The sequence below is a fragment of the Bifidobacterium longum subsp. infantis ATCC 15697 = JCM 1222 = DSM 20088 genome (assembly GCF_000269965.1).
Lineage (GTDB): Bacteria > Actinomycetota > Actinomycetes > Actinomycetales > Bifidobacteriaceae > Bifidobacterium > Bifidobacterium infantis.
This window is the reverse complement of the sequence record NC_017219.1, coordinates 920,558-946,922: the sequence shown is the minus strand read 5'-3', so window position 1 is coordinate 946,922 and position 26,365 is coordinate 920,558. Positions and strand designations below refer to the sequence as shown.

16 protein-coding genes and 1 riboswitch are annotated in these 26,365 nt (G+C 56.1%); of the genes, 3 read left to right on the top strand and 13 right to left on the bottom strand.

Going from position 1 to position 26,365, the window contains the following annotated elements:
* Positions 1 to 9 precede the first annotated feature (9 nt).
* The 3 genes from BLIJ_RS04100 to BLIJ_RS04090 form a co-directional block, all read right to left on the bottom strand.
* On the bottom strand, positions 10 to 4,125 hold the full coding sequence (locus tag BLIJ_RS04100) for a UvrD-helicase domain-containing protein (RefSeq protein ID WP_012577189.1): 4,116 nt from the start codon (positions 4,123 to 4,125) through the stop codon (positions 10 to 12).
* Positions 4,119 to 7,424 (bottom strand): PD-(D/E)XK nuclease family protein, encoded by a 3,306-nt coding sequence (locus BLIJ_RS04095; protein WP_012577188.1) that lies wholly within the window; start codon positions 7,422 to 7,424, stop codon positions 4,119 to 4,121. The genes BLIJ_RS04100 and BLIJ_RS04095 overlap by 7 nt, the downstream gene beginning before the upstream one ends.
* 128 nt (positions 7,425 to 7,552) lie before the next feature.
* Positions 7,553 to 10,189, bottom strand: a complete 2,637-nt coding sequence (locus BLIJ_RS04090; protein ID WP_012577187.1) for a PHP domain-containing protein — start codon at positions 10,187 to 10,189, stop codon at positions 7,553 to 7,555.
* 83 nt (positions 10,190 to 10,272) lie between these two features.
* Here BLIJ_RS04090 and BLIJ_RS04085 point away from each other — a divergent pair, with 83 nt between their 5' ends.
* Positions 10,273 to 11,319, top strand: coding sequence for a helix-turn-helix transcriptional regulator (locus BLIJ_RS04085; RefSeq protein WP_007057559.1), 1,047 nt, complete (start codon positions 10,273 to 10,275; stop codon positions 11,317 to 11,319).
* A gap of 27 nt (positions 11,320 to 11,346) precedes the next feature.
* Here the strand turns inward: BLIJ_RS04085 and BLIJ_RS04080 are convergent, their stop codons facing one another.
* The 9 genes from BLIJ_RS04080 to BLIJ_RS04040 all read right to left on the bottom strand — a co-directional run bounded on the left by BLIJ_RS04080 (position 11,347) and on the right by BLIJ_RS04040 (position 20,820).
* Complete coding sequence (locus BLIJ_RS04080; RefSeq protein ID WP_012577186.1) at positions 11,347 to 12,213, bottom strand: YihY/virulence factor BrkB family protein; 867 nt, start codon at positions 12,211 to 12,213, stop codon at positions 11,347 to 11,349.
* 455 nt (positions 12,214 to 12,668) lie between these two features.
* The gene (locus tag BLIJ_RS04075) at positions 12,669 to 13,631 is read right to left on the bottom strand and encodes an RluA family pseudouridine synthase (protein ID WP_012577185.1); all 963 of its coding nucleotides are present in this window, start codon (positions 13,629 to 13,631) and stop codon (positions 12,669 to 12,671) included.
* Positions 13,631 to 14,179, bottom strand: coding sequence for a signal peptidase II (gene lspA, locus BLIJ_RS04070; RefSeq protein WP_012577184.1), 549 nt, complete (start codon positions 14,177 to 14,179; stop codon positions 13,631 to 13,633). The genes BLIJ_RS04075 and lspA overlap by 1 nt, the downstream gene beginning before the upstream one ends.
* Before the next feature lie 21 nt (positions 14,180 to 14,200).
* A complete protein-coding gene (locus tag BLIJ_RS04065; RefSeq protein WP_012577183.1) occupies positions 14,201 to 15,580 on the bottom strand; it encodes a DivIVA domain-containing protein in 1,380 nt (459 codons plus the stop codon).
* Between the two features lie 139 nt (positions 15,581 to 15,719).
* Positions 15,720 to 16,022: a YggT family protein gene (locus BLIJ_RS04060; RefSeq protein WP_007054068.1), complete on the bottom strand. Its 303-nt coding sequence runs from the start codon at positions 16,020 to 16,022 to the stop codon at positions 15,720 to 15,722.
* 121 nt (positions 16,023 to 16,143) lie between these two features.
* Positions 16,144 to 16,623 (bottom strand): cell division protein SepF, encoded by a 480-nt coding sequence (locus tag BLIJ_RS04055; protein ID WP_007053320.1) that lies wholly within the window; start codon positions 16,621 to 16,623, stop codon positions 16,144 to 16,146.
* Positions 16,624 to 16,635: 12 nt separating this feature from the next.
* Positions 16,636 to 17,847 (bottom strand): cell division protein FtsZ, encoded by a 1,212-nt coding sequence (gene ftsZ / locus BLIJ_RS04050; protein WP_007054067.1) that lies wholly within the window; start codon positions 17,845 to 17,847, stop codon positions 16,636 to 16,638.
* A gap of 111 nt (positions 17,848 to 17,958) precedes the next feature.
* Entirely contained in the window at positions 17,959 to 19,203 is a 1,245-nt protein-coding gene (dusB, locus tag BLIJ_RS04045; RefSeq protein WP_007056907.1) for a tRNA dihydrouridine synthase DusB, read from the bottom strand.
* Between the two features lie 144 nt (positions 19,204 to 19,347).
* A complete protein-coding gene (locus BLIJ_RS04040) occupies positions 19,348 to 20,820 on the bottom strand; it encodes a glycine--tRNA ligase (RefSeq protein WP_012577182.1) in 1,473 nt (490 codons plus the stop codon).
* A gap of 336 nt (positions 20,821 to 21,156) precedes the next feature.
* Positions 21,157 to 21,265: riboswitch (TPP riboswitch) on the top strand.
* Between BLIJ_RS04040 and thiM the strand changes: the two genes are divergently transcribed.
* The gene (gene thiM, locus BLIJ_RS04035) at positions 21,256 to 22,200 is read left to right on the top strand and encodes a hydroxyethylthiazole kinase (protein ID WP_012577181.1); all 945 of its coding nucleotides are present in this window, start codon (positions 21,256 to 21,258) and stop codon (positions 22,198 to 22,200) included. Its footprint overlaps the riboswitch before it by 10 nt.
* 82 nt (positions 22,201 to 22,282) lie before the next feature.
* Positions 22,283 to 25,036, top strand: coding sequence for a phosphomethylpyrimidine synthase ThiC (gene thiC, locus BLIJ_RS04030; RefSeq protein WP_012577180.1), 2,754 nt, complete (start codon positions 22,283 to 22,285; stop codon positions 25,034 to 25,036).
* A gap of 36 nt (positions 25,037 to 25,072) precedes the next feature.
* Here the strand turns inward: thiC and BLIJ_RS04025 are convergent, their stop codons facing one another.
* Positions 25,073 to 26,281 (bottom strand): ATP-binding protein, encoded by a 1,209-nt coding sequence (locus BLIJ_RS04025; RefSeq protein ID WP_012577179.1) that lies wholly within the window; start codon positions 26,279 to 26,281, stop codon positions 25,073 to 25,075.
* Positions 26,282 to 26,365: the final 84 nt, after the last annotated feature.

Below are 26,365 nucleotides of genomic sequence, written 5' to 3'. Positions count from 1 at the left end.
CGGCATTGATCACGAAATGTGAATAATCCTGTGTCCAATGAGCCCTACAAGCCATCGCCGTACTACAGCATATCCAGAATAGCGATGTTCTAGGGCCTCGGCGTAGAGAGCTTGTTGTTGAGCGTATTCGGTGCGGAGACGCTGAGACCAGTCTTTGACTGTTTCACCCGGGCGCATTTTGTCGGTTTTGTAGTCGAAGAGGGTGATGGTCTTGGCGGTTGGATCAAGGAAATAGCCGTCTATGATACCTCGGACCACGATTGTGTCGTCACATTGCTCAGCAACGTTGCCGCTGTCATTCTTCGTGTTGGGCACGCCACCAGCCATGCCGCTACCGTTCACCTTGGCATTAAGCCGGTTACGTTCAATCAACATCGAGAATGGCTCTTCCCGGAACAGAGTATCCCGATGAGCTCGTATTTGCGCCGATAGCGGGCAATTTTCTCCAGTGACAAACCAGAGCAAGCCTTCCAGCTCGCGAGTCAGCACAATATGAGCCACTTGCGGCGTGATGACATGATTCGCTTCCAGACGGTCAACAATGTTTCTCAGCTCGGCTTCGCACTGCTCACGGAACGGCTCAGTACCCCAATCAAAGAGTTCCAGTACATTGTGGACCGCAGTACCCACCTCCGAAGCAGATGGCTCAACGTCGGATACCTTCTTCATAAAGTCAGGAATAAAGAACCCACTATGCGCTTCCCGCCTTTGCTTCCAATCATCTAGATTGTCTTCCAGCATGGCAATTGGCGCAGCCGCGTCATCAGACGGCAATACAGCCAGCGAATCAGTGTCATCAGATATAGATTCCGCATCATCAATCATCCAGCTGCGAGCCTTGGAGGAACTCACTACCACTGGCATGCGCGGAGGCTCATCAGGCAATCGCAAACCAGTCACATCAATACGTTTATTGATATAGCCATACCCGTCCGTTCGCTCATTCATAGTGGTCGTCGGCTCAGGCGCAGCACTGCAGAATCGAATCGTAATGGCCCTGCCCGTCGCCGCCATAGCCGGCGCTGTTTCCTGTAGTCCCGCAGCAAGATTCCACGCACGGACCTCATTAGGGCGAAGAATCGCAGACGAATCATCATCCGCATCTCCAGACGCCAGCAATGATCCTAGAATCCAATAGAGATAATTGGGGCTACCACTATTCTTGACCACCGTTCGTGGATCTATGGTGCGTCCATCGCCGCTTAGCGCGATGCCTTGAGCCATCGTACGCAAATTCAGATTGCCATCATCGTTCTTTCCTGGACGGTACGATCCCGCGATAATCAACTTGCGTTCGGCACGAGTCATCGCCACATAGAGCAAACGAAGTTCCTCTGCCGCCTCCAACTCCTTGGCCCGCGAATCAATCACTGCGCGCTGGAAAGTATCCACTCGAACATGGTTACGTTGGTCAACCAACGATAAGGCACCTTCGCCATATTCGGCAACAGCCCCATCCTCATTCCTTGTCTGATGAGCAATCGTGCGAACGACAGCGGTTCTCGATCCGGTCAGCAGATTATTGCTGGCACCCATGAGTATCACGACGGGCCATTGCAATCCCTTGGATTTATGAATCGTCATGATATGCACGGCGTTTTTGGTAGGCACTGTTGAAGCTTCTTCACCGGAGCCACTCGCGGACCACATTGTTACGGCATCAAGGAATGGTTGCAATCCACGCTCCTGAGCTACAGCAAATGCATCAGCCTTTTCTACAAGCAAGCGCAGGTTCGCCTGCCGTCGCTCACCTTCAGGCATATTGCCTGCGAAATCGAACAAGCCAGAAACGGCATAGAGATGCCACAACGAATCAGACAGAGAGTGAACTCGCGCATAATCGCATGCGGCATCATAGATTCGCAGGAATGCCGATATCTTTGCAAGCAACACATCAGAAGAAAGAACAGCCGATTCATCAGCTTCTCCCCCACTCTCAGCAATCCGCCGCATAACGTCAAATAGCCAGCCTCTGTTATGCAGACGAATCCGCGCCAAATCATCATCCGTGAACCCCATAGTCCGTAGCACCGCAACCAACGGCACATCCTGATGACGATTGGCGATAATACGCAACCAATCCAAGGCGATCTGTATCTCCGGCTGACGATACAGGTCTCCAACGCCCTGTACTTCGACTGGAATGCCGACACGATATAGTCGGTCAGCCAGGTCGGCAAAATGAGTAGCGCCACGAGCCAGCACCGCGATATCCCCATATGAATACTGCGCGCGAGGCCCCTCGCAGAGCTCCTGGACACGGCGCACTATCATGTCCACCTGTAATTCGTCCTTGCCGGCGCGAACTGTCGGTGCAGTGTCAGTGCCGTTTTCATCAGCCACAACATCAGCACTCAAGTCAGGTGCCGCGTTACTCACCAACAATTCAATGGCTTCTGCATCGAATGGTTTACCAGCTTGCTTTGCCGAGCCGATTTGCAACTGTTCCTTCAGGTAATCGGTCGCACCCATATTCGGCGTCATCAGTCGGGCAAATACCGTATTCACAAAAGTGATGATTTCCGGCACCGATCGATAGTTCACCCACAATTCCCGGCGATGGCTCGCATCCGTAACACTATTGCAGATATCGCCGAACTCCTCCGGCGAGGCATCACGGAACCCATAAATGCTTTGCTTCACATCACCGACCATGGTAAGTTTGGCTGCATTTCGGCTGATTTCGCGAATGAATCGATTCTGCAGGGCGTTATTATCCTGGCATTCATCCACATAAATATATCGCCACTGAGCACCGATACGCTTGGCCACGTCAGGCTGCTGCATGGCATCCAATGCCCAGAAAGCCACATCACTGAACTCCGCTACGGACTCCTGCTGTTTCACAAGCGCATACTGCTGGTCGAACGTGGTGATGAGCGCAATCAATCCTTCGAGTCTTCGCGCAGCGACCTCATCAAGCGAGTCCACTTGTTCAGCGGTAAAGGCCAGTTTCGATTGCAAATCAGAAACGATCCCTTTAATGCCCCGCACCGTTTCCGCCAATCGACGGCCCAGTTCACTGTCTTTGGGTACGGCGATTGCCGTACTCTTAAGAATGGCAGTTTTGCCGACAGTAATGCGCTTGGGCAGTACGTCCAATGGATTGGCATCGATAACACGAGCACGAACTGCATTCCATGATTCGCTACGCAAGTACTGAGGCAAATCGCATATCATCCGCAATGATTTGACTACCGTATCTTGCTGCGCGGTGTGCGCATCGTGGCAGCTGGCGAGCGCCTCATCAAGACACGATCGCAATTCGGCAAGAGGATGTTCTGCCATATCAATCCAGCCTCGAAAATAACGGTCCAAATATTCATTGCCGTATTCACCACCAACGACCTGATTCAGCGACGCAATGTTGAACCGGTATGGTTCGGCGAGCCGGCTAAGCCAACCGATGCGGTTGGGCTTGGTGAGTGCCTTGTCATACAGGCTCATCATGGTGGCGCGCAAGTCACCATCATGCCGGGGCCCTTGCATGTTGTCCAACACATCCATGAACCGCGCGTGCATTGAGTTGCGCTCGTCATACCACGATTCGAATAACGCGTCGAGTGTTTGGCCTCTCAGCCGGTTCTTCATGGCATCATCAGCAAGAATCTGGAATCCTGGAGCCACCGGCAATGTATCGGCATTGCGATCCACGATTCTTTTGGAGAGCGCATCAATAGTGCTGATTTGCACGGTTGGCAGATCGTTCAAGGCAACGGAGAATACGGTTTGCGCATGGTGGCAATCGTGCAGAATCGTACGCGCCAGTTCGCTGTCGTCTCCACCTAATTGATAGTCCGTATCCAAGAGCACGAGTGAACCCGGCTGGCATCCATGATTGCGCCGCGCATACAGAATGGCGTACTGCAGGTTCTGTTCCAAGCGCCGGCGAATTTCTGCGGCTGCGGCAACGGTGAAAGTAATAATTAACGATTCGCGGATGGATGAATGCGCTTCGTCTGCATTACGGTTCAGCAAGTCCAGCAGAATATCCTGCAAGAGTTGAGTGGTTTTGCCGGTGCCTGCGGATGCGCTGATGACGTAAGGCATGGTGTTTGTCGGAAAATCGTCCGAGAGATTATCCGCATCTTCCGACCTAGGTAATGCATCAACATGTTCTACCATGCCTTGCCTCCTTCAGATGTATTATTCATATGAAGAGCCGCTTCTTTGAGCTCCAGCAATGTCACTGCTGTCTCCACCTCGAATATGTTGCTATTCAACACATCCCACGCCATGATGTCGGCCACATCGCTGTAGGCAAGACCATCACGGCCGTCAACCAAAGAACGATAAGGGCGCACCGGCAGTTTGCCGTCCAATATGTTCTGGCAGGCACCCACTATTTTCCCGTGCACATAATCCGCTATGCCACGAAATTCTTCCGCACTCAGTTGTTCGATACCGATGCCGGTTTCGTCGGATTCTCCTATAAGCACGCCACTGTTCGGCATATCAAAGCCTCGCCATACGTTTCTGATGCGCATGTTCTGAGCACTTGAATCGTCACTTGGCTCATCGAACAGACTCGTTGATCCATCGTCTGCGCTCGGCAACATGTTGTATTGGTTATTCAGCGCGATGCGTTCTCGAATGGTTGCGCTGGGTTTAATCGGGAGAAAGAACATGCCTGCTACTGGCATTCCGGAGTTGTGCTGGGCGGCAGAAGCATACGTAAACAGCTGAAGTTCATGGCCGTAGTACACATTTGAAGCGCGGCCGCCATCATTGCGAGACGGTTTGCCGAACAACGTACGGGCAGAAGACTTATAGTCCAGCACAACAATGCCGGCGCTCTCTCGCGAAATATTGGTATCGCGAATTACCGTATCAATGCGGTCGACCTTGCCATTGATACGCAATGCAACCGGGATTTCCTTGTCCCTCGCCCTACCGATTAATTGTTCCCCTGAATATGGCGACTGCCATGCACCGGTCGTTCCTCCAACGTTGCCAAATACTTGCTCTACACACGTAGGCGTAAGCATCGTCTGTGCGGACGATAATGCCTCACGTTGCGCAGCAGCATCGACGGCAAAATCCATCAGCGTATCGACCAGCTGACGATGAATCATACGCATACGATTACTGGACCGCAGCACCTCCATACGCGGGTCTTCGTTCAGCACCGTCCACTGATTGCAGCCTCGATCCAGTCTGGAATAGTCGGCGATAAGCTCTTGCATGTCTGGTGCAGTGGGCTGAGGTGGTAAGCCGTTCAAATCTCGTTCGTTCTTGTGTCGCTCGATCCAGGCATTGACCGCATGTTCCAGCACTGCATGATAGAACGTGCCTTCAAGCGCGGCATCAAAAGCGAACGCATTTGCCACGTTAACTTTCAATCCGTATTTCAGGAAATACTCATACGGATTGCGATAGTACGTTTCTATTGCCGAAACCGATGCATTGAACACACGAGTCGAGATCGAAGGATCTGCACCATGAGTGCGATAAACGCGATGCACATAATCCGGCCTAGTGAACAACCGATATGCCAGTTCGCGGTCAAGGGGACGATACTCTGTTTCAACGGTCGGCACAGCGCGTTTGCTCGCTCCGATGATTTCGCTCGTATCCGATGTACCCGTCTCCCATTGGCTGATATATGGCGAGCATGCTTGTGCAGCGTTACGCAGACTCTTTGGATAGGTCATAGACAACTGCTGCGTTGCGCTGGCAACAACACCGTTAAACCATAGCGGTTCTTGCCCGGACCTACGTTCCACCGTACCGGAAAGTACATTCCACGCTTCCAAAGTCTTGCCTTGGGAAGTCAGGAACTGTGACAAATCCAGCCGCTCGCCGTCATCGAGCAGACCGGTCTCATGCGGAATCGCAGGCAATTGAGATTCACTGCAACCCAGAACAATCACATATCTGTATGGATGTAAAGGCGATGACATCGGCAATACGTCCACGGCGCTGGCGGAGACCGGACGCGAATCGATTGACTGCGCGGCGAGCGTCGAAGCTAGATTTCTAGCAAAGATTCCTACATATTCAGCAAAATAATCGTTACCGAGCTGTTGAACCATGTCGTCAAACGCATTCATGATGACGGTCCAAACTGGCGCGGATCCTTCAATGGTTTGGGCGTATTCGGTAAGAAAACCAACCATCCCGCCTAGAGCCTCCCGCACGGTTGCGCTAGGCCGCGGCCGAAACACATCAGCGGCTTGCTGAATCAGCGAACGAATCTTCTGCAAATGTGCAGCGAACGGTATGTCTGTATCGATCCATACCGTTGCCGGATTGTTGGAGTTCAGCTGATTTTCAATGTCATCGATTGCCGTTGGAGTCAAGTTCAGATACCGGCTGAAGATACCGGAACGCAGTATGCGCAGGATGGACTGGGGTTGAAGTTCGTAGGTCGCGGAATCAAGCAGTCCCAGAATCGCATCAGCGAACGGATGGTCAAGCATCGTACTGGACGCGGCAATATTAATCGGTATCCCCTGATACGTGAATTCCGATGCAATTTGGGCTTGATATGAACCAAGGTCTCGTGAGGTGACCAGCACATCACCGTATGAAATTTCTGGATTGTCCGCGATGAACTTCTTGATGGACGCTGCCGCATAGCGCACTTCGGCAGTAGTATCCGGCATCGCACACACTGATGTAGAAGCGGATGAAGCGAAAATACTGGACAGCGTATTTCGGTTTCCATCATCGCGTCTCTGCAATGCTTCCAGATAATCCGGATCAGAACCGGCACCAACCATCACCGTCAGATGCACGTATTGCGCAAGTGTATGAACTATCCTCATCTCCGAAGCGTTGAGGTGTGCGAAACCGTACAGATAGAACCAGCGATTACTCCCATGCCGCTGTGCCCATGCACATATGGTTTCATGGGCGGCTCCGGGGAATGTATACCGTTTACCTAACCGTTGCTCCACCAGTTGCAGCAAAGAGCCAAGCACCGAAAGTCGAGCATTCGACTGATGAGCGGCCAGAGCAAGCACCTCTTCAGCACTGACCCCATCATTATGCAATTCAACAATTTGCTTGGTGAACTGGTCAATAGCCTCAAACGAGTCACCAACCTGATTACGCAACGATTCATTATCATTCAGACACTTCGCTACGTAATTTCTCAGCGACATCATGCTGATTGATGGGCGAATGTACCTTCCATAATCCTGGTTGCCGATAATCGAGCTCATCATGCTTGCCAGAGAATGGACACCCACATTCATCCCCGGTTCCAGACGTTCGCGGAATTCCGGTCGGACCATCGACTGCAGTACTTGCTTTTCCACATATGCGCGCAAGCTTGCCGGTGTCAGAATAACGAATCGCCCACGGCAACTATCCGGAAAATCTGCTTCCGTACATCCGGCACCATCAGAAAGGACATGATCAATCAGGGCATGAATGTCATCACACCCTCGCTCGGGCCGTATCACCATGACACTCATACCTTACCCTCCCCAGTGAGTTGTATCTGTTCTCAGCATATAACTGACGCAACAAATATCCGGGACTTCGCGCATGACACTTTGCACTCTTACGCAAGCCTAGTGATTTCGTAGTATCACATTGCCGTCTAAGCACACACATATTGTTCAATCGCACGTCCTATTGGCCATTTGAAAGACTCACACTGGAGCTGTTGCCGAGTGGTTTGATCCCAATCCGAACCATTAGGGACGACTTCATCTGTACTCTTTTGCGCACAAGGACTTGCATCCATTACATCCTGCAATAAATCACCCTGTCCATGGGATTGTGCTGCTCTGTATTGCCTTTCCGCCTCGATAAGGTCATTGCCACATTGGGCAAGAGCCTTCCTGCAGGGGTTGACGCAATCAAAAGCACCGGCTCTAATGAGGTAATTGACATTCCCTGCATTGCAATGTTCCAATGAAACACGACGTATAAAATCATTAAAACTGCGATAGGCACTGCCCTTATTACGGGTTGAAACGATTTCTTCTGCCAATTGTTCCGAAATGCCCCGTATCGCATTAAAACCGAGCTGAATTCCATATGCCGATTTCTCATCGTCACCGGTACTGGAATACGCTGTCGCATAATATTGAGATTGATTAATGTTTGGCATTCTTACATGAATACCTAAACAGTACATTTCTTCAAATATACTTTCCAGTTTCGCTCTAGCGCCATCCTCGTTATAACTATTCAACATTGCGGTCATGAATTCGATTGTGTATAACGTTTTCACATAGGCGACACGGTATGCGAACATTGCACGAGCAACAGCATCTGCGCGGTCGGCACCTCTGCTATGGCATATGTCAATTAGCTCCGCAAAAGAGGTAAGCTTCTGCTGCATCAGTTCGCTCTTCATTCCATCCAAGAATGGAATACCGGCCGTATAGCCCGCGGACAGTAAGTCATACACACGGCTCTCATCCAACGAACTGCAAGAATCGTCCCATACTTGCGGCACATTGCAATCCGGTATGAATCGAAGGGCATCCTGCACCACCTGCAAAACTCTCGAACCTGCAATACGGAGACGAGGAAGCCCAAGTTCATCACAGCCTTTTGCATCAAACGCGGTGCTTTCTGCCCCCGAAGGAAAACGAACAATGGACGTTACTTCGGCAAGGGGCTTGTTGCAAAGAGCCAACACATCACTGCGAACGGAACAGTCATATATACAGTCTTTCAACCCATCCGCAATAGACTTCTTGGCGTTATCCTGCAACCAAACCTCAGCCGAGGATGCATCCCAGAACCGTTGATATCCGCATACATGCGACACATCTTTCACTGCCTTGGCATCGTTAAAACGGCTGTATGCAATTACAGCAGCTGCATAACCATTCCCATATCGGTCACATAGATATTGCAATACCCGCCTGGACAGTCCCCGTTCCGTTTGCAAAACAGCTGTAGGAAAGACTGAATCTTGAAAATCAGTAAAGGGTAAATCGTATTCGATGGGATCAATCTCACTAATCCCCAGCGCATAGGCGACAAGGCTGCGAGCCAATATCCCCTTCCCGGGCCCGACCAAATGCCCCTCTTCTCGCAATCGATTCGTACAATATGCGACGGCCATCAAGTATTCTTCAGCATGGGTTTCACGAATCACAGCCATTTCGTGTTGAGCACGATTCCACACTGAATCCGGTATGCTTCCATACTTCGTTTGCAGCCATCCTTCAACTTCCCCTTGAAGAATTTCACTCGACGCTCGGCCATCAGCACCAACATGCTGCGGCATTAATGAGCCATCTTCCGCTACACAAAATCCGGTATCGCACCGCTCTGCTATGAGCAACGTATTGTCGCAGGCTTCAGGCACATCGGAGAACAGAGACCGCATAACCGCAGATGAACGCAAATAATACTCCTCGCTTTCAAACTTGAAACGATGAGGACCATCCATCACATCACCTGTTTCAATGCATATACGCACATCATGTTTTAGACTGTCATCACGCTTTGCATAATGCACATCACTAGTTGCGACTAACGGCGCATTAATTCGTTTCGCCAGTTCCACTAGATCATTCCTGATTTGGTGCTCAATGGACAAACCATGATCCATGATTTCTATAAAGAAATTATCTCGACCGAAAATATCCTGTAGTTCACCGGCCATTCGCAACGCTTCATCAAATTGTCCAAGCAACAATCTTGTCGGAATGGCTCCAGACATGCAGCCCGACCCACAAATAAGTCCTTTTGCAAATGATGACAAGACATTGTTATCCATGCGAGGATAACGCGAGACCAGACCTTCGAGATTCGCCACGGAAGATGCTTTCATGAGATTGACAAGACCTTCATCGGACTCTGCCCATAGCGTCAAGTGAGTAAACAGCCCACCACCGCTGACATCATAAGGATCATGAGGCACACAAGTAACACTTCTTCGAGTATTCCTCTCTTTCCACGAATTATCCCAAGATACGCATCTCGTATCCGTGCGGCCAGTTTCTGGCGTTACGTATGCTTCAACACCCAAAATCGGCTTAATGCCTCGCTGACGTCCTGCTTTCCAGAACTCCATCAAACCGCCGACACTGCCGTGATCAGTCAGACCAATTGCTGGCTGACCTAATCGTTGCGCTTCACTCATCAGCTCGCTCACAGTAGAGACACCATCTGCCAGCGAATAGTCACTATGTACATGCAAATTAACGAAATCCCGCATAAGAGCACCGCCTCCATAGTCATGGTTGCTTCGAATTCGAATCGGCTGCATGTTCAGTTTCCTGCCGCGCTACAATCAACGGTAATTATCTACTGGTTCTTGAAGCAGTCTCGATACTCAGCGAGAGGAACATGATGGCCGTCTCATCGCAACAAGCAACACCTTCCACTGCGCAGATTGTCATCGAGATTCTCGAACTGCTGGATGCGCATACAGACCGCGAGCACGGGATTACTGCCACTGAGATCAGCAAGCGCATCAGCGTTTCGGAAAAGACCGTACGAGGGCATCTCAAGGCGTTGCGTGACATGCAACCATTCGGCCGTCGGGTGGAGCATCTGGAGCGTCGAGACCTGCTCTCTGCTGAAAGCGCTGATCCAAAGCCGGGATGGTACATTGAACCGGTGTTTGATACGGCCCAGATGCGTCTGCTTGCGGACGGCGCGGTAATATCACGGTCTGACAGCGAATATCTGAGCGACCTTATCGCCAAAATCTATACGTTCGCGGGCAAGTCGGGCCAATTGCGCGGTCTGAGGCAGCTCACTACGCCAAAGAATTACAACACCGAGTTTCTCAACAATATCGAAATGCTCAACGATGCCATCGAACACGAACGAGTAATTCGATTCCGTTACTGCACCTATGACATTGATGGCAATCTGGTTCCTCGCCGCGACAATGCGGGTGAAATCAAAGAATACCAAGCCGATCCGTACCATCTGATGTACAAGAACAACAAATACTATCTGATTTGCCACATGCATCAGCATGACAGTCTCTCGTATCTGCACGTAGAACGTTTCCGCAACCTTTACGTCGAGGAGACTGATCATGCGCTCAATCGCTCACTGGATAGCTTCAGTCCGATTCCGGGAACGCCGTTCAACATCGAAGAGCATATGGACGAACGCCCTTACCCCATGGACGGCGCAGCAGTACCGATTCACCTGCGTATTACCGGCACGCTGGAGCCCTTGTACGACTGGTTCGACAACGCCAAGGTCACTCAAATCAGCGCCAACGAATACGACGTGCATATCATGGCCAACGAATTAGCGACCTTGTGGTGGGCATTGCAATATGCCGATTCGCGCCTCATTGAAGTCCTTGAACCACAATCCTTACGCATTATGCTGCGAGATACTGGCGAATCTTTGCTAGAAAAGTATCGAGACTAGCTAGTCCCGCTATATTCTCACCAACGCTCAGCTCTTTTGTCGGCACTCGGCAATGAGGGCGGCACAGAGCAAAATGACCTGGGCGACGAGGTTGAACCAAATGAGCACGCCGATCAACGCGGCGAACGGGGCAAGCATCGGATTCCGGGAGGCTCCGGCTAATAGTCGCGCACCGAGAAGCTGCATTGCGGAAACCGTCAGAGATCCCAGTAACGCGCCGAGTATCGTGAATCGTCCGGCTTTGATGTGGGAGACCACGCGCAGCAGCAACATGAACAACGCGAAATTCAGCGCGACACCGGTACCGAAACCGGTCATCTCCAAAAGCACGATGCCGGGCAACGAACTGCTGGGGATGCCGCCCCATTGCAGCAGTCGGCGTACGATGCCGCCGGACACCGTACCGGCCGCGGTCGAAAGAATGAACAGTATTGCGATGGCGATGGCGGCAAGCGTATCGCGTAACCTTGCGACGACGATATTGAGCTCGTCGCCGCAGTCGTCGAACATGGCCCGTACGGCGTGGCGCAGCGAGTTCATCCAGCCGGTCACTGTCCACCAGAATATGGCCAACGTGGCCAGACCGGTCCACGTCAATGCGCTTGACATGGCGCCTAGCGCGGAAGACGTCAGAAACGAGTCGGCCACACCGGGAATGACTTCACGCACCGCGTCAATCAGCATCTGCTGCCAATCAATGTTGCCGACCATGATAAGGCCGAACACGCTCACCGCAATCCAGACGCCGGCAAAAAAGGCGAACAGCAGACCATATGCCAGACCATTCGCCAGCAGGGGGCCGCGCCGCGACACATACCGGTCGAGCACGCGCCCAGGCAGCGAACGCGCCCACGCGTCCGCTCCCCTGTCAATCGCACTCTTCAACCCATGCATAGTTCAACTGTAGCTGTTGTTACCGTTGTTGAAACAGCGTGGCGCGAAATCGCATTTAGCCAGCTCAAACGATGGCAACCATCAACGCCCCCACTCAATTGTTCAGAATCGGATACCATATGAGTATTCAATTCATCCGTCGGAGTTCAATGTCAGCAGTCCTCACCAACCGATGTCTTGCTAATCCGCTGGCCGCCCTAGTATCTACTGTTTCTTGTGGACTTCGTTCAACAGCCAGGCAGAGCGTACAACATACTGCGTAGTACATGGCGCGAATCCCAATGACCACCATCGATTGATGACGGCCACGAATACTCGTACTCAGCATCCGCAGTCACTTGGGGTATGGTCATGACGGAGAGCCATCATGACCGATCTCTCGTTATTCTGGGATGAATCCGGCGAGGCTGGAACTGAATCTAAATATTAAAACGCATGATGCACACGTTGCGGAATTAGTCCACCAGAACTTCGGCATGCTCGGCAGGTTCAGCGGGTTCGATGTGACGGGCACGCATGGCATCGAGGGCGGCGGCCAGGTCGGCCGGGTACTGGGACCGGACCGTGGTCCAGACGCGGGTGCGAGGATGGCGGAATTCGAGCTTCATGGCGTGCAGCCACTGCCGGTCAAGTCCCAAAGCTTCAGACAGCACCGGATTGGCACCATACATGGGGTCGCCGCACAGAGGATGCCCAATCGAGGAGAAATGCACGCGAATCTGATGGGTACGTCCGGTCTCCAGATTCACGGATACCAGTGTGGCCTCATGGCCGAAACGCTCCAACACATCCCAATGCGTAACGGCCGGTTTGCCGGCCGGAGTCACGCAGAAGCGGAAATCGGACACTTTGGCGCGCCCGATCGGTGCCTCAATGGTCGCTTTGTTCTCTTTAAGACCGCCCTGCACGAGCGCATGATAGGTTTTCTTTACCTCATGCTCGGCGAACTGCCGACGCATCTCGGTGTACGCAAGGTCGGACTTGCACACCAACATCAAGCCGGAAGTGCCTACATCAAGGCGAGAAACAATGCCTTCACGCCCGGCCGCACCATAGGAAGCGATATGCACGCCACGATCACGCAACGATCCCAATACCGTGGGACCGGTCCAGCCAACCGAGGCATGCGCCGCCACGCCTACAGGCTTATCGACTACGATGACATCATCATCTTCGTAGACAACAGCCATATCAGTTGCGATAGGCTCAGGCCCGGCCTGTTCCTCCGCCAAATCAAATTCGACGGTCTCCCCCGCCTGCAACGTGCTGGACCGCGCAACTTCACGCCCTAAAACGCGCGCCTGTCCGGAGTCAACCAGATCGGCGGCTTTAGATCGTGAAATACCCAGCATTTTGGCCACGGCTACGTCGAAACGCTTACCCACCAATGCATCGGGAGCAGGGACCATTCGACTCATTACTTGGCGTCCGCCTCCGGCTCAGACTGTAGGGATTCGTCGGATTGCTCGATAAGATCCTTGTGGGAGAACGGCTCCCCCATAAGAATCAGAATCACCAGGACCACACCGGCGACTACCAGATAGATATCCGCCACATTGCCAACGGACCAGCCATAGTTAAGGAAATCCACCACTTTGCCGTTGAGGAAGCCGTCAGCGTACATAACACGGTCAATCAGGTTGCCCAGAGCGCCTGCAAACGCGAAAGAAAGCGCCACCGACCATTTCATGGAGATAGTGCGCACCCCAGCCACAGCAAGGGCCACGCAAGCCACAACGGCCAACAGACTGATTACCCAAGTAGCGCCTGACCCCATGCCCAAGGACGCGCCCGGATTACGCACCAAGGTGAAGGACAGCAGTCCGGGAATCACGCGAATGGTCTGACCGTTGGATAACGCGGCCATCGCCCAAGCCTTGGTGAGCTGATCGACAATCAGCGCAGCCGCGGCCACACATGCAAAGACGGCCACGCGAGTGCGCAGCCGTCCCTGTTGGTTCGTCATACGACCTGTACCTGCCTACGCTCAGTTGGTCTTGGACGAGGTCTGGTCGACGTAGTTGTTCGACTCGGAAACCTGCGATGCCAGCTGGCCGAGGTACTCGGTGAGGCGGGCGCGGTATTCAGTCTCGAACTGCTTGAGGCTCTGGATGTTGCCCTCGACGACCTTGGACTGAGCCTGAAGGTTGTCGCGCACCTGCTCGGCATACGTATCGGCTGCAGAGCGGGTGTTCTTGTCGTACGCATCAGCTGCGGAACGAGTGTTCTTGTCGTACTCGGCGGCACGCTGCTGCACTTCCTTCTCGTAGTTGTCAGCGTCATCGTGCTGAGACTTGGAGTAGTTGTCCGCATCCTGACGAGTCTTGACGGAGTATGCGTCGGCCTCAGAACGGGTGTTCTGGGAGTAGGTCTCGGCATCCGCGTGAATCTGGTCACGGTAAGCGTCGGCCTCGGAGCGGGTACGATCCGAATAGGTGTCGGCGTCGGAACGAGTACGAGTGGAGTAGTCGTCGGCCTCGGAGCGGGTACGCTCGGAGTAGTTGTTGGCCTTGGTGACCAAATCGTTGTACTTGTTCTGGCTGGCCTCGGTGATTTCCTTGGCCTTGTTCTTGCCCTTCTCCACGTACTGATCGTGCAGCTGCATAGCCAGGGTCAGCATGGCGGTGGCGCGCTCGGGCTCGGTGCCCGGCATGGAAGCGACGCCAGCGATCTTCTGCAGAGAACCGGTCTCAGTGCTCGGCTCGACCTTGGAAACCTGGGCACGAAGCTGGTTTTCACGCTGCTTGGCTTCTTCGAGCTGACGAGACAGTTCAGCGATCTGAGCGGACTGCTGCTGAGCGGCGGAACCCTCCTGCTGAGCAGCGGCGAGCTGACGGGACAGCTCCTCGTTGGCCGCGCGGAACTGATCACGTTCCTGCTGAATGGCGGCGATCTGCTGGCCGACGGCTTCCTGGTTACCGGAGGCCTGAGCGGCCTGGGCGGTGAGCTGATCGATTTGAGCGTTCAGCTGATCGACCTGACCCTTGAGCTGCTCATTCTGGGAGGACAGCGCGCGGTTGGATTCCTCGGCTTCGCTGAGCTTGGCAGAGGCAAGCTGTGCCGCCTGATCATTGCCAGCCTGAGCGGCCTGCTGGGCCTGAGCCACAGCGTTCTTCAAACCAGCATTCTCCGACTGGAGTTGCTGCACCTGACCGGTAAGATCGGAGATCTTCGCATTAAGGTTGGTCACGTCAGGACCCAGAGTCTGGGTGGCCTGACCGCCGGCTACCGCCTGACGTCCAAGAGCCTCGACGGTTTCCGTGACCTGATCAAGGAAGTCATCGACCTCGTCGACATCATAACCTTCCTTGAATCGAACAGTCTGGAAGGTGTGCTCCTTAATATCCTTCGGCGTCAACAGAGCCATAAATCTTGCACCTCGCTTTGGGGCATCGCCCGCACTTACGTTGGTCTCAAGTCAGAATGCTATCACGACCCCATCGTTTCAGAACATTCGACGTGGGTTTTTATGCCAGATATATGCCTCCGGCGGGTCAAAAACGGCCTCAGAACACTATCAGAACAACACTTTCCAGTACCACCAGCGCAAAATACAGCACAATGAAGCTGACATCAAGATAAATCGAACCGAGCGGCAATGGGCGAATATAGCGACGTAGCCAGCGCAGAGGGGGTTCGGTGATGGAATACACAATATTGATCAGCTGGGCCACCACACCACGTGGATACCAGTTTCGTGCGAGAACGGAGACCCAGTCCAGAATCATGCGCACGAACAGAACCGTGATATACGCGTTAATGAGCCATGCAAGAATGCGGCCGATCAGAGAGAACACTAAGGAAAGCATGCTGACAGACTAACAACCGCGCATGAAAAGTTTGCTCGGAGCACAATAAGAATCGGCCGACTCCTTGCTGGGAGTCGGCCGAATACCGATATAACGTCGAATGCGAAAACTACTGAACCGGTCAGTCAGCGAACAAATCGTGTGCCGAGGCTGGTTTTGTCGGCTCTTCGACCTTGATGTTCACCTGCGCCGGGCTCAACAGGAACACGCGCGGAGTGACACGCTCGAGGGAACCACGCACGCCGAACACCACGCCGGCGGAGAAGTCCACGATGCGATATGCCACGGCTTCGGCCACACCGGTGAGATTCAGTACGACCGGAACACCGTCACGCAATGCGCGGCCGACCAGTTGAGCATCCTCATATGACTTCGGATGGATGGTGGTGATTCTGTTCACACGGCCACCGGGGAACGGCTTGGTAGTCGACGATGCGGCAGGCGCGGTGGTTGACGCCAGCGGCGTGACCGTATGGTCGGAATCAAATGCGGACTTCGAAGCCGGCTTCTGCTCCTCGTCCTCCTCGATGTAGTCGTCCTCATCGTCCACAACGTCACTCATGCCCAGATAGGACATCGCGTTTTTCATGAACCCAGCCATGGATCAATCCTTTCAGCGCAGGAAGTCAGGGATGTCGAGATCGCCAGCCGGATCGTTCACGGCGATATTCGGATGAGCGGAAGTCGGATCATCAAAAGGCAACGATGCGGAGTCACCGGTAGCCGGTGTGAATGCCGGTTGGGCAGTGGCAGCGGGCTGTGCAGCCGGTGCCGGTGCTGGAGCTGGCTGTGCCACGGGAGTCGCAGGATCGGCGGCGGTTGGCACAACCGGCGTCACCGTGCTCTGAGTGTCGTCATCTTGAGCGGCGACGGGGTCAAAACCAGCAGCAATAACAGTGACACGCACTTCATCGCCATAAGCATCGTCCAGAGCAAGACCCCAAATAATCTGGGCTTCAGGGTGAATGGCCTTGCGCACCAGTTCGGTGGCAGCAGAGGCCTCCTGCAACTTCAGGTCGGTCGGACCGGCGATGTTGATCAGCGCACCGTGTGCGCCTTCGATGCTTTCCTCAAGCAGCGGAGAGCTGATGGCGATTTCGGCGGCCTGCGTGGCACGATCCTCTCCCCGTGCGGAACCGATACCAAACAGCGCAGTACCAGCACCACGAAGAATGGAGTTCACATCGTTGAAGTCGACGTGAATATAGGAGTTCATCGAAATCAGGTCAGTGATGCCCTGAACACCGGCAAGCAGTGCGGTATCAGCGGTCTTGAAGGCCTCAATGATGCCGATGGAACGGTCGGAAAGCTCGAGCAGGCGATCGTTCGGAATGACGATCAGCGCGTCGACTTCCTTGCGCAGGTTGTCGATGCCGTATTCGGCGGAAGCGGAACGCTGAGGGCCTTCGAAGCTGAACGGACGAGTAACAACCGCGATGGTGAGAGCACCCTGTTGATGAGCCGCACGAGCGACGATCGGGCTGGCGCCAGTACCGGTGCCACCGCCCTCGCCGCAGGTGACGAACACCATGTCGGCACCCCTAAGCGCCTCTTCGATATCCGACTGGTGGTCCTGGGCCGCCTTGGCTCCACGCTCCGGGTCGGCACCAGCACCGAGACCACGACTGGACTTATCGGAAAGGGAAATCTTGACATCCGCATCAGAGCGCAGAAGATCCTTCGCATCGGTATTTACCGCCACAAATTCAACATTCTGCAGTCCCTCGGCAATCATGCGATTGACGGCATTACCGCCGGCACCGCCGACGCCAACAACCTTGATGTTGGTCTTGTCGTTGAACTCATTCTGCGCGATCTCGCTCACGTTTGGCTCCTGTCACTTCACGGTTACACCCAAGAGTAGCGCAAACAGGCTACTCTTGGAGGGAAATTCACGCGCAGAATGGCGCGTGTTGCGTGTATTTTCAGTATTTTCTCAGTAACTGGCGTCCATTGGGTCGTCACCGAAGAGCGCCTCACGCTCTTCGTGGGTGGTGGTACGCGATTCCAACCAGCCATACGGCAAGTGCACCTTCTTGGCGAAACGCACGCGGCCGCGCGGTTTGTCGACCACGCGTGGCGGGTATTCGATAGTCGGGTCGAGCTTGCCGATCTCGCGGTCCACATCGGCCAGGCTCTCGCATTCCATAAAGGCCTTGCGGGTGGAGCCGCCCACCGGGAATCCTTTCAGATACCAGGCGATGTGCTTGCGCAGATCGTGGACGGCCATCATCTCATCGCCCTCATAGAACTCGGTAAGCAGCTCGGCATGACGGTGAATCACGCGGCAGACCTCGCCCAGATTCGGGTTGAGCCGTTCGGGATTGCCCTCGAAGGCGTTTTTGATGTTGGCGAACAGCCACGGCCGGCCCTGGCATCCGCGGCCGATGGCCACACCGTCGCAGCCGGTCTCGCGCACCATTTCGAGCGCATCCTCGGCACCCCAGATATCGCCATTGCCGAATACCGGAATGTTGAGGTGTTCCTTGAGCTCGCCGATGCGGGACCAGTCGGAATGACCGCCATAGTATTCGGCGGTGGTACGGGCATGCAGGGTTACGGCCTTGCAGCCCTCCTCCTGCGCGATGTGTCCGGCTTCGAGGAAGGTCTCATGGTTATGGTCGATGCCGACGCGGATCTTCGCGGTGACGGGGATGCCCGCCGGCTCGCATACGGCGACCACGCGCTGTAATAGCTCAGTGAAAATGTCGGTTTTCCAAGGCAAGGCCGAACCACCGCCTCGACGAGTGACCTTGGGCACCGGGCAACCGAAGTTCAGATCCACATGGTCGGCCATGTTGCCGTCGACCACGATTTTCGCCGCCTGTTCGGTGATGGAGGGGTTCACGCCGTACAACTGCAGTGAACGGATTTTTTCGCTTTTGGCGAAATGACAGAGGCGCAGTGCTTTCGGGTTATGCGCCACGAGGGCTCGAGCGGTGATCATCTCGGCCACGTAGAGTCCATCGGGACCATATTCCTCGCAAATCACGCGGAAGGGCCAGTTGGTCACTCCCGCCATCGGCGAGAGCACCACCGGGGTCGGCACGGTGATGTTGCCGAGTTGGACCGGGGCGATATGCACCGGGGTCCCGGGGCGCGCCGGCGCGTCCGTACGTGGGTCGAGGTTGTCGGTCTCGTGATGCTCGGTGAGCACTGTTTCGGATTCGGATTGTGCCATGTGATTCCTAAGAAAATAAGTAGGGGCTCCCCTGAGAGAGGAGCCCCGGCGTCTATCGCCGCCACTTCGCCTACAAACAGCCCACTGGGATGTCTTCCTTACGGCTCAGCCCACAGAGGGGAGCCCAAGTTGTGCGACTCCGGCTTAGTACAGACCGCCGGCTTCCTGAACGCCGGACTCAGGCCAAGCCTCGCCGCCCATTTCCACGGGCTTCAGGGGCACGCGGGTGCGCTTCTCGCCGATGCGGGCGGCCACGTAATCGGCCACCTTGTCAAGAGCGACGCGCTCCTGGGCCATGGTGTCACGCTCACGGATGGTCACGGCGTGGTCCTCGAGGGTGTCGAAGTCCACGGTGATGCACAGCGGGGTGCCGATCTCGTCCTGACGACGGTAACGACGGCCGATGGCACCGGACTCGTCGTAGTCGATCATCCATTCGTTGAAGCGCAGGTCGTCGGCCAGGTTCTGGGCCACGGTCTGCAGTTCAGGCTTCTTGCTCAGCGGCAGCACGGCGGCCTTGACCGGGGCCAGACGCGGGTCGAGACGCAGCACGGTGCGCTTGTCGACGCCGCCCTTGGTGTTCGGGGCCTCGTCCACATCGTAGGCGTCCACGAGGAAGCACATCAGGGAGCGGGTCAGGCCGGCGGCCGGTTCGATGACGTACGGCACGTACTTCTCGCCGGTGGCCTGGTTGAAGTAGCTCAGGTCTTCGCCGGAGTGCTTGGAGTGCGCGCTCAAATCGTAATCGGTACGGTTGGCGATGCCTTCGAGCTCACCCCAGTCGGAACCCTGGAAGCCGAACTTGTATTCGATGTCCACTGTGCGCTTGGAGTAGTGGGAGAGCTTCTCCTTCGGGTGCTCGTAGTGGCGCAGGTTCTCCGGCTTGACGCCGAGGTCGATGTACCAGCGGGTGCGGGCGTCAATCCAGTACTGGTGCCATTCCTCATCGGTGCCGGGCGTGACGAAGAACTCCATCTCCATCTGCTCGAACTCACGGGTGCGGAAGATGAAGTTGCCCGGGGTGATCTCGTTACGGAAGGACTTACCCATGTTGGCGATGCCGAACGGCGGCTTGGAACGGGAGGAGGTCATCACGTTCTTGAAGTCGACGAAGATGCCCTGTGCAGTCTCCGGACGCAGGTAGTGCAGGCTGTTCTCGTCCTCGACCGGGCCGAGGTGGGTGCGCAGCATCATGTTGAAGTCGCGCGGTTCGGTCCACTGTCCACGGGTGCCGCAGTTCGGGCAGACGATGTCCTTCATGCCGTTTTCCGGCATCTTGTCGCCGTGCTTCTCGGCGTAGGATTCCTCGAGCTTGTCGGCGCGGTTGCGCTTGTGGCAGTTGAGGCACTCGACGAGCGGATCGTTGAACACGCTCACGTGGCCGGACGCCACCCACACTTCGGGCGGCAGAATGATGGAGGTGTCGACACCGACGACATCAGGACGGGTGACGACCATGGAGCGCCACCATTCACGCTTGATATTGTCCTTGAGAGCGACGCCGAGGGGGCCGTAATCCCAAGCGGAACGGGTGCCGCCGTAAATTTCGCCGGCGGGGAACACGAAGCCGCGACGCTTCGCAAGGGATACGACTTCATCGAGTTTGGACTGAGCCACAATGCACCTTCTGGTTTGAACGGTTTGGGGTCTAATAACAACCGCTTCAGGATAGCCGTATACGGTGACAGGTCAGGCGGCATTGTCCGGTATATGTTCCGCGTCTCACGAGCGGCCGTTCGCAGCGATTCCTATATCGCAAACACCTCCATATTGTTCCTGTTGTTTTGCCCTTCCCCAATTTGTACCACTGACATCGCGTTAGCGTCACAAATCCGGGAGATGTTGCTCGGCGGAGGCGTCCACATATCACGAATGGACGGGACGCGCCAGACCTGACGACACGTATCGAACAAATCCGTCACGATAATGTCCATGTTGGCGCATAGCGTCGGCACTGTAGTGCAGGGGGACTCGCATGTGGTTCGCGAGTTGAGAAAGGCCTGAGCCTGACCCTTAGAACCTGTTGGTTAAGACCATCGTAGGGAGCAGTAAATGAGCAATAGTGCATCATCGTTTGCCGATGTGTCCAGCGGTTGTACCGCCGGGACTCCGGTTCCAGCCGATTCACCCATCCGCGATAATATCGCCGATGCCGTTCGCCGCGTACGCGAGACGACTCCATTGGCCCAGTCATTCACCAATTTTGTGACCATCAATTTGGTTGCCAACGCGCAACTGGCGGCCGGCGGCACTGCGGCCATGAGTTTCCTGCCGGACGACGTGATCGAAACCGCGAAAATCGCGGGCGCGAACTACATCAACGTGGGCACGCTGCTGCCGTTCTATAAGGATGCGCTGCCCGAAATCGCCCAGCGACTCAACTACTTGGACAAGCCGTGGGTGCTCGACCCGGTGGCCGCCGGCATCGGCCACACCCGCACCGCCATTCTTCAGACCTTCAAGGCCGCTCCCCCGACCATGATTCGCGCGAACGCCTCCGAGGTAATCGCGCTGGCGAACATGTGGGGGCTCAATACCGAAACCGTGGGGGACGCTTCCGAGCACCGCCCCGCCGGAGTGGAATCCGTCGACGACGTGGAGTCCGCAACCGGTGCGGCGGTGGCGCTGGCACAGTATCTGACCGAACAGCACGCCAAGCATTCCTCCCATGACGCTTCCACCCGCTGTGCAGTGGCTGTGTCCGGCATCGCCGATCTGGTGACCGACGGCGAAACCGTGTACCGACTGCCGGGCGGCAGCGCGATGATGACCAAGATCACCGGTGCAGGCTGCTCGCTGGGCGGCGTGGCTGCCACATATCTGGCGGTTTCCGATCCGTTGACCGCCGCTCTGTCCGCATCTCTGCTGTACAACCGCGCGGCAGAGATAGCCGATACGACTTCGCACGGGCCGGGCTCGTTCCAGGTCGCGTTCCTTGACGCGCTGTGGAATGTTACCGCCGAACAGGTGGCGGAATCCGAGATTTTGGTGCAGTAGTTTCAGTTCCCTCTGATGAGGGAGCTCATAACAGTTTTTCCCAATAAGACTTCCACAAGAAACAACAAAGGTAGGAATAATAATGAGTAATGAATACCCATACGCCTCCATGCGAGACAACTTCGACTTGTCCGCGTACTTCGTGGTGGGGCCGGAGGACTGCAAAGGCCGTCCGCTGACCGACGTGGTGGATCAGGCTCTGCGCGGCGGCGCAACCTTCATCCAACTGCGCGCCAAGGAGGCCGATGCCTCTGAGCTGACCGACATGGCCCGCGACATCGCGCAGATCATCGAGGACAATGAGAAGTCCGATTCCGTGGCCTTTGTGATCGACGACCGTGCCGACGTGGTGTGGCAGGCCCGCCGCAAGGGCATCAAGGTGGACGGTGTGCATATCGGCCAGACCGACATGGAGCCGCGAGAAGCCCGCGCCCTGCTCGGCGACGAGGCCATCGTGGGTCTGTCGGCTGAGACCGAAAGCCTCGTTCAGCTCATCAACGAGCTGCCCGACGGCTGCATCGACTACATTGGCGCCGGCCCTCTGCACGTCTCCACCACCAAGCCCGAGGCTTCCGTGGGCGGCAACGATGGCTCCGGCAAGACACTGGACGCCGCCCAGATCAACACCATCTGCGCTGCCAGCGAATTCCCGGTGGTCGTGGGCGGCGGCGTGACCGCAGCCGATATGGCCATGCTCGCCGGCACCAAGGCCGCCGGCTGGTTCGCGGTCTCCGCCATCGCGGGTGCCGAGAACCCGGAAGAGGCCGCGCGCACCATGGTCGAAGGCTGGAAGGCCGTCCGCGGCGACAAGAAGCACGGCTACGCGCCGCGCGTCGTAGCCCACACCCCCGCTGCTGATACTCAGGCTGCTCAGGAAGGGGCCGCAAAGCCTGGCTCCGAGGCCACTGAGAAGAAGTTCACCAACGCCAAGGACGCCAAGGATGCCCAGAAGCTCGCCAAGCAGCAGCGCGTGGACATCGCCGCCCGTGGTTCCAAGCAACGCGACAAGGCGCACATCCGCAAGACCAAGTCCGTACCGTTCACCTATCAGTATGGTTCCTACGACCTGGAAGTGCCGTACACCGAAATCAAGCTGAGCGACACGCCCGGCGTGGGCCCGAACCCGCCGTTCCACGACTACAACACCGAAGGCCCCAAGTGCGACCCGAAGGAAGGTTTGAAGCCCCTGCGTCTCGACTGGATCCGCGACCGCGGCGACATCGAAGACTACGAGGGCCGCCGCCGCAACCTTGAGGATGATGGTAAGCGCGCCATCAAGCGCGGCCGCGCCACCAAGGAATGGCGTGGACGCAAGCATGAGCCGATGCGCGCCAAGGACCACCCGATCACCCAGATGTGGTACGCCCGCCACGGCATCATCACCCCGGAGATGCAGTACGTGGCCACCCGCGAGAACTGCGATGTGGAGCTCGTGCGCTCCGAGCTGGCCGCCGGCCGCGCGGTGATGCCCTGCAACATCAACCACCCCGAGGCCGAGCCGATGATTATCGGATCCGCCTTCCTGACCAAGCTCAACGCCAACATGGGCAACTCGGCCGTCACCTCCTCCATCGACGAGGAAGTGGAGAAGCTGACGTGGGCCACCAAGTGGGGCGCCGATACCGTGATGGACCTGTCCACCGGTAACGACATCCACACCACCCGTGAGTGGATTCTTCGCAACTCCCCCGTGCCGATCGGCACCGTGCCGATGTACCAGGCCCTCGAAAAGGTCGAGGATGATGCCTCCAAGCTGAGCTGGGAACTGTTCCGCGACACCGTGATCGAACAGTGCGAGCAGGGTGTGGATTACATGACCATCCACGCCGGCGTGCTGCTGCGTTACGTGCCGTTGACCGCCAACCGCGTGACCGGCATCGTCTCCCGCGGTGGCTCCATCATGGCCGACTGGTGCCTGCGCCACCACCAGGAGAGCTTCCTGTACACGCACTTCGACGAGCTGTGCGACATCTTCGCCAAGTACGACGTGGCGTTCTCTCTGGGCGATGGCCTGCGCCCCGGCTCCCTGGCCGACGCGAACGACGCCGCGCAGCTTTCCGAGCTCATGACTCTGGGCGAGCTGACCGAGCGCGCCTGGGCCAAGGACGTGCAGGTGATGATCGAGGGCCCGGGCCACGTGCCGTTCGATACCGTACGCATGAACATCGAACTGGAGAAGTCGGTGTGCAAGGGCGCCCCGTTCTACACCCTCGGACCGCTGACCACCGATACCGCTCCGGGTTACGACCACATCACCTCCGCCATCGGCGCCACCGAGATCGGTCGTTACGGCACCGCTATGCTGTGCTACGTGACCCCGAAGGAACACCTCGGCCTGCCGAACAAGGATGATGTGAAGCAGGGCGTGATCGCCTACAAGATCGCCTGCCACGCCGCAGACATCGCCAAGCACCACCCGCACGCGATGGATCGTGACAATGCGATTTCCAAGGCTCGCTTCGAGTTCCGTTGGCTCGACCAGTTCAATCTGTCCTACGATCCGGACACCGCCATCGCCTTCCACGATGACACCCTGCCCGCCGAGCCGGCCAAGATGGCGCACTTCTGCTCGATGTGCGGCCCGAAGTTCTGCTCGATGGCCATCTCCCAGAACATCCGCAAGGCATTCGGTGGCGAGGCCGCTCAGCAGCAAATCGTGAAGGAGGCTGCTGCTGGCATCGACTCCGAGGCACTGGCTAAGGCCAAGGCCAATGTCGATAACGACGTGGTGTCCGCCAACGTGCTCAGCCCCGAAGAAATCCTCGCCGGCATGGATGCGATGAGCGAAAAGTACACCGCCCAAGGCGGCAAGCTCTACTCCACTGCCCAGGAGTAAACCTCTCTGGCTCCCCTCTCTGAGGGGAGCCAATTATTATGCCCGGTGGTGTCTTAATTCGGGACGACGCTCGACTCGCTCGAAGGCGGTGACGAGGTCGGCAGCACGGATCGCGCCGCGGCGGTCCTTGGCGGCCACCAGAGCGGCCTCGGTCCAGATGGCGCACACTTCGGCGCCGCTCCAGCCTTCGGTTCGCTGTGCGATATCCACCAACGGCAGTTCGCCCTCGATTGACAACGAACGGGCCTGCACCTGCAGAATGCCCAAACGGTCGTGCTCGGACGGCATCGGGAAAGGAATCTGCCAGTCGAAACGGCCCGGACGCAACAAAGCGGGATCCACGTCCTCAATACGATTGGTCGCAGCGACCACCACAACATTGCCCTTGGACTCGAAACCATCCATCAACGTCAGCAACTGTGCCACCAAGCGCTTGCCGACGCCATTGGTATCGTTCTCGCGCGAGGACGCAATCGAATCGATCTCATCAAAGAAGATGATGGCGCGCTTGTCCGCCTGCGCGGCGGCGAAAATCATGCGCAGCGTTTCCTCACTATCGCCCACATACTTGCTCACGATGGTCGGGCCAGACACCAGATAGAACTGCGCGTCCGCCACATTGGCGATGATGCGGGCCAGATGCGTTTTGCCGGTGCCCGGAGCACCGGTGAAGATCACGCCCTTGATGGGCTTGGCACCGATCGCACGCATCTGCGCACTGTTGCCCAGCTGCGTTTCGATAAGCTCCTTGGCGCGCGTGATCACCTGCTCATAACCGCCGAACGAATCGAAGGTAAGCGACGGATCGCTGCCCGGCGTGATGCGGTACTGCTTGATGTCGTCATCGTGATCGGATTCGCCTGGGCGGATGGCCGTGGGCCACAGCACTCGTTCGATGCCGAACAGGTCGGTGAACTGCACGGTGTTGCCGGGCATGATCGAATTCGGGTAATCGCCTTCAAGCAGTTCGAGGCCGTCGGAAGTCTCCAGGACCACGCCTTCGTTGAGCGCACGGCGCACGATGCCCACACGGGGCTTCAACGGCCACACATCATGCGGCACTTTACGATAGAAATCCGTGCCGACGAGCAACACGTCGCCCACATCGAACACCTCCTGACGCGGAAATGTGAGCTGTGTGGTGTGCCCATTAGGCATTACGCCAAAATATGCGGTGCGTTCATCGTCAAAACCGGTGATGCGTACCAAGACGCCGTCACGGCGCAGTACATCGTTATCAGCCATGTCCCCTCCCGAACATTTCATGAATCAATCGCAATCAGCAAACCCTCCCATCTCACCACAGGAGCGGCAAAACATCAAGGAAAA

Coding starts and splice junctions, on each gene's coding strand:
- BLIJ_RS04100 (WP_012577189.1), bottom strand. CDS start 4,125: ATGGTAGAACATGTTGATGCATTACCTAGGTCGGAAGATGCGGATAAT.
- BLIJ_RS04095 (WP_012577188.1), bottom strand. CDS start 7,424: ATGAGTGTCATGGTGATACGGCCCGAGCGAGGGTGTGATGACATTCAT.
- BLIJ_RS04090 (WP_012577187.1), bottom strand. CDS start 10,189: ATGCAGCCGATTCGAATTCGAAGCAACCATGACTATGGAGGCGGTGCT.
- BLIJ_RS04085 (WP_007057559.1), top strand. CDS start 10,273: ATGGCCGTCTCATCGCAACAAGCAACACCTTCCACTGCGCAGATTGTC.
- BLIJ_RS04080 (WP_012577186.1), bottom strand. CDS start 12,213: ATGCATGGGTTGAAGAGTGCGATTGACAGGGGAGCGGACGCGTGGGCG.
- BLIJ_RS04075 (WP_012577185.1), bottom strand. CDS start 13,631: ATGAGTCGAATGGTCCCTGCTCCCGATGCATTGGTGGGTAAGCGTTTC.
- lspA (WP_012577184.1), bottom strand. CDS start 14,179: ATGACGAACCAACAGGGACGGCTGCGCACTCGCGTGGCCGTCTTTGCA.
- BLIJ_RS04065 (WP_012577183.1), bottom strand. CDS start 15,580: ATGGCTCTGTTGACGCCGAAGGATATTAAGGAGCACACCTTCCAGACT.
- BLIJ_RS04060 (WP_007054068.1), bottom strand. CDS start 16,022: ATGCTTTCCTTAGTGTTCTCTCTGATCGGCCGCATTCTTGCATGGCTC.
- BLIJ_RS04055 (WP_007053320.1), bottom strand. CDS start 16,623: ATGGCTGGGTTCATGAAAAACGCGATGTCCTATCTGGGCATGAGTGAC.
- dusB (WP_007056907.1), bottom strand. CDS start 19,203: ATGGCACAATCCGAATCCGAAACAGTGCTCACCGAGCATCACGAGACC.
- thiM (WP_012577181.1), top strand. CDS start 21,256: ATGAGCAATAGTGCATCATCGTTTGCCGATGTGTCCAGCGGTTGTACC.
- thiC (WP_012577180.1), top strand. CDS start 22,283: ATGAGTAATGAATACCCATACGCCTCCATGCGAGACAACTTCGACTTG.
- BLIJ_RS04025 (WP_012577179.1), bottom strand. CDS start 26,281: ATGGCTGATAACGATGTACTGCGCCGTGACGGCGTCTTGGTACGCATC.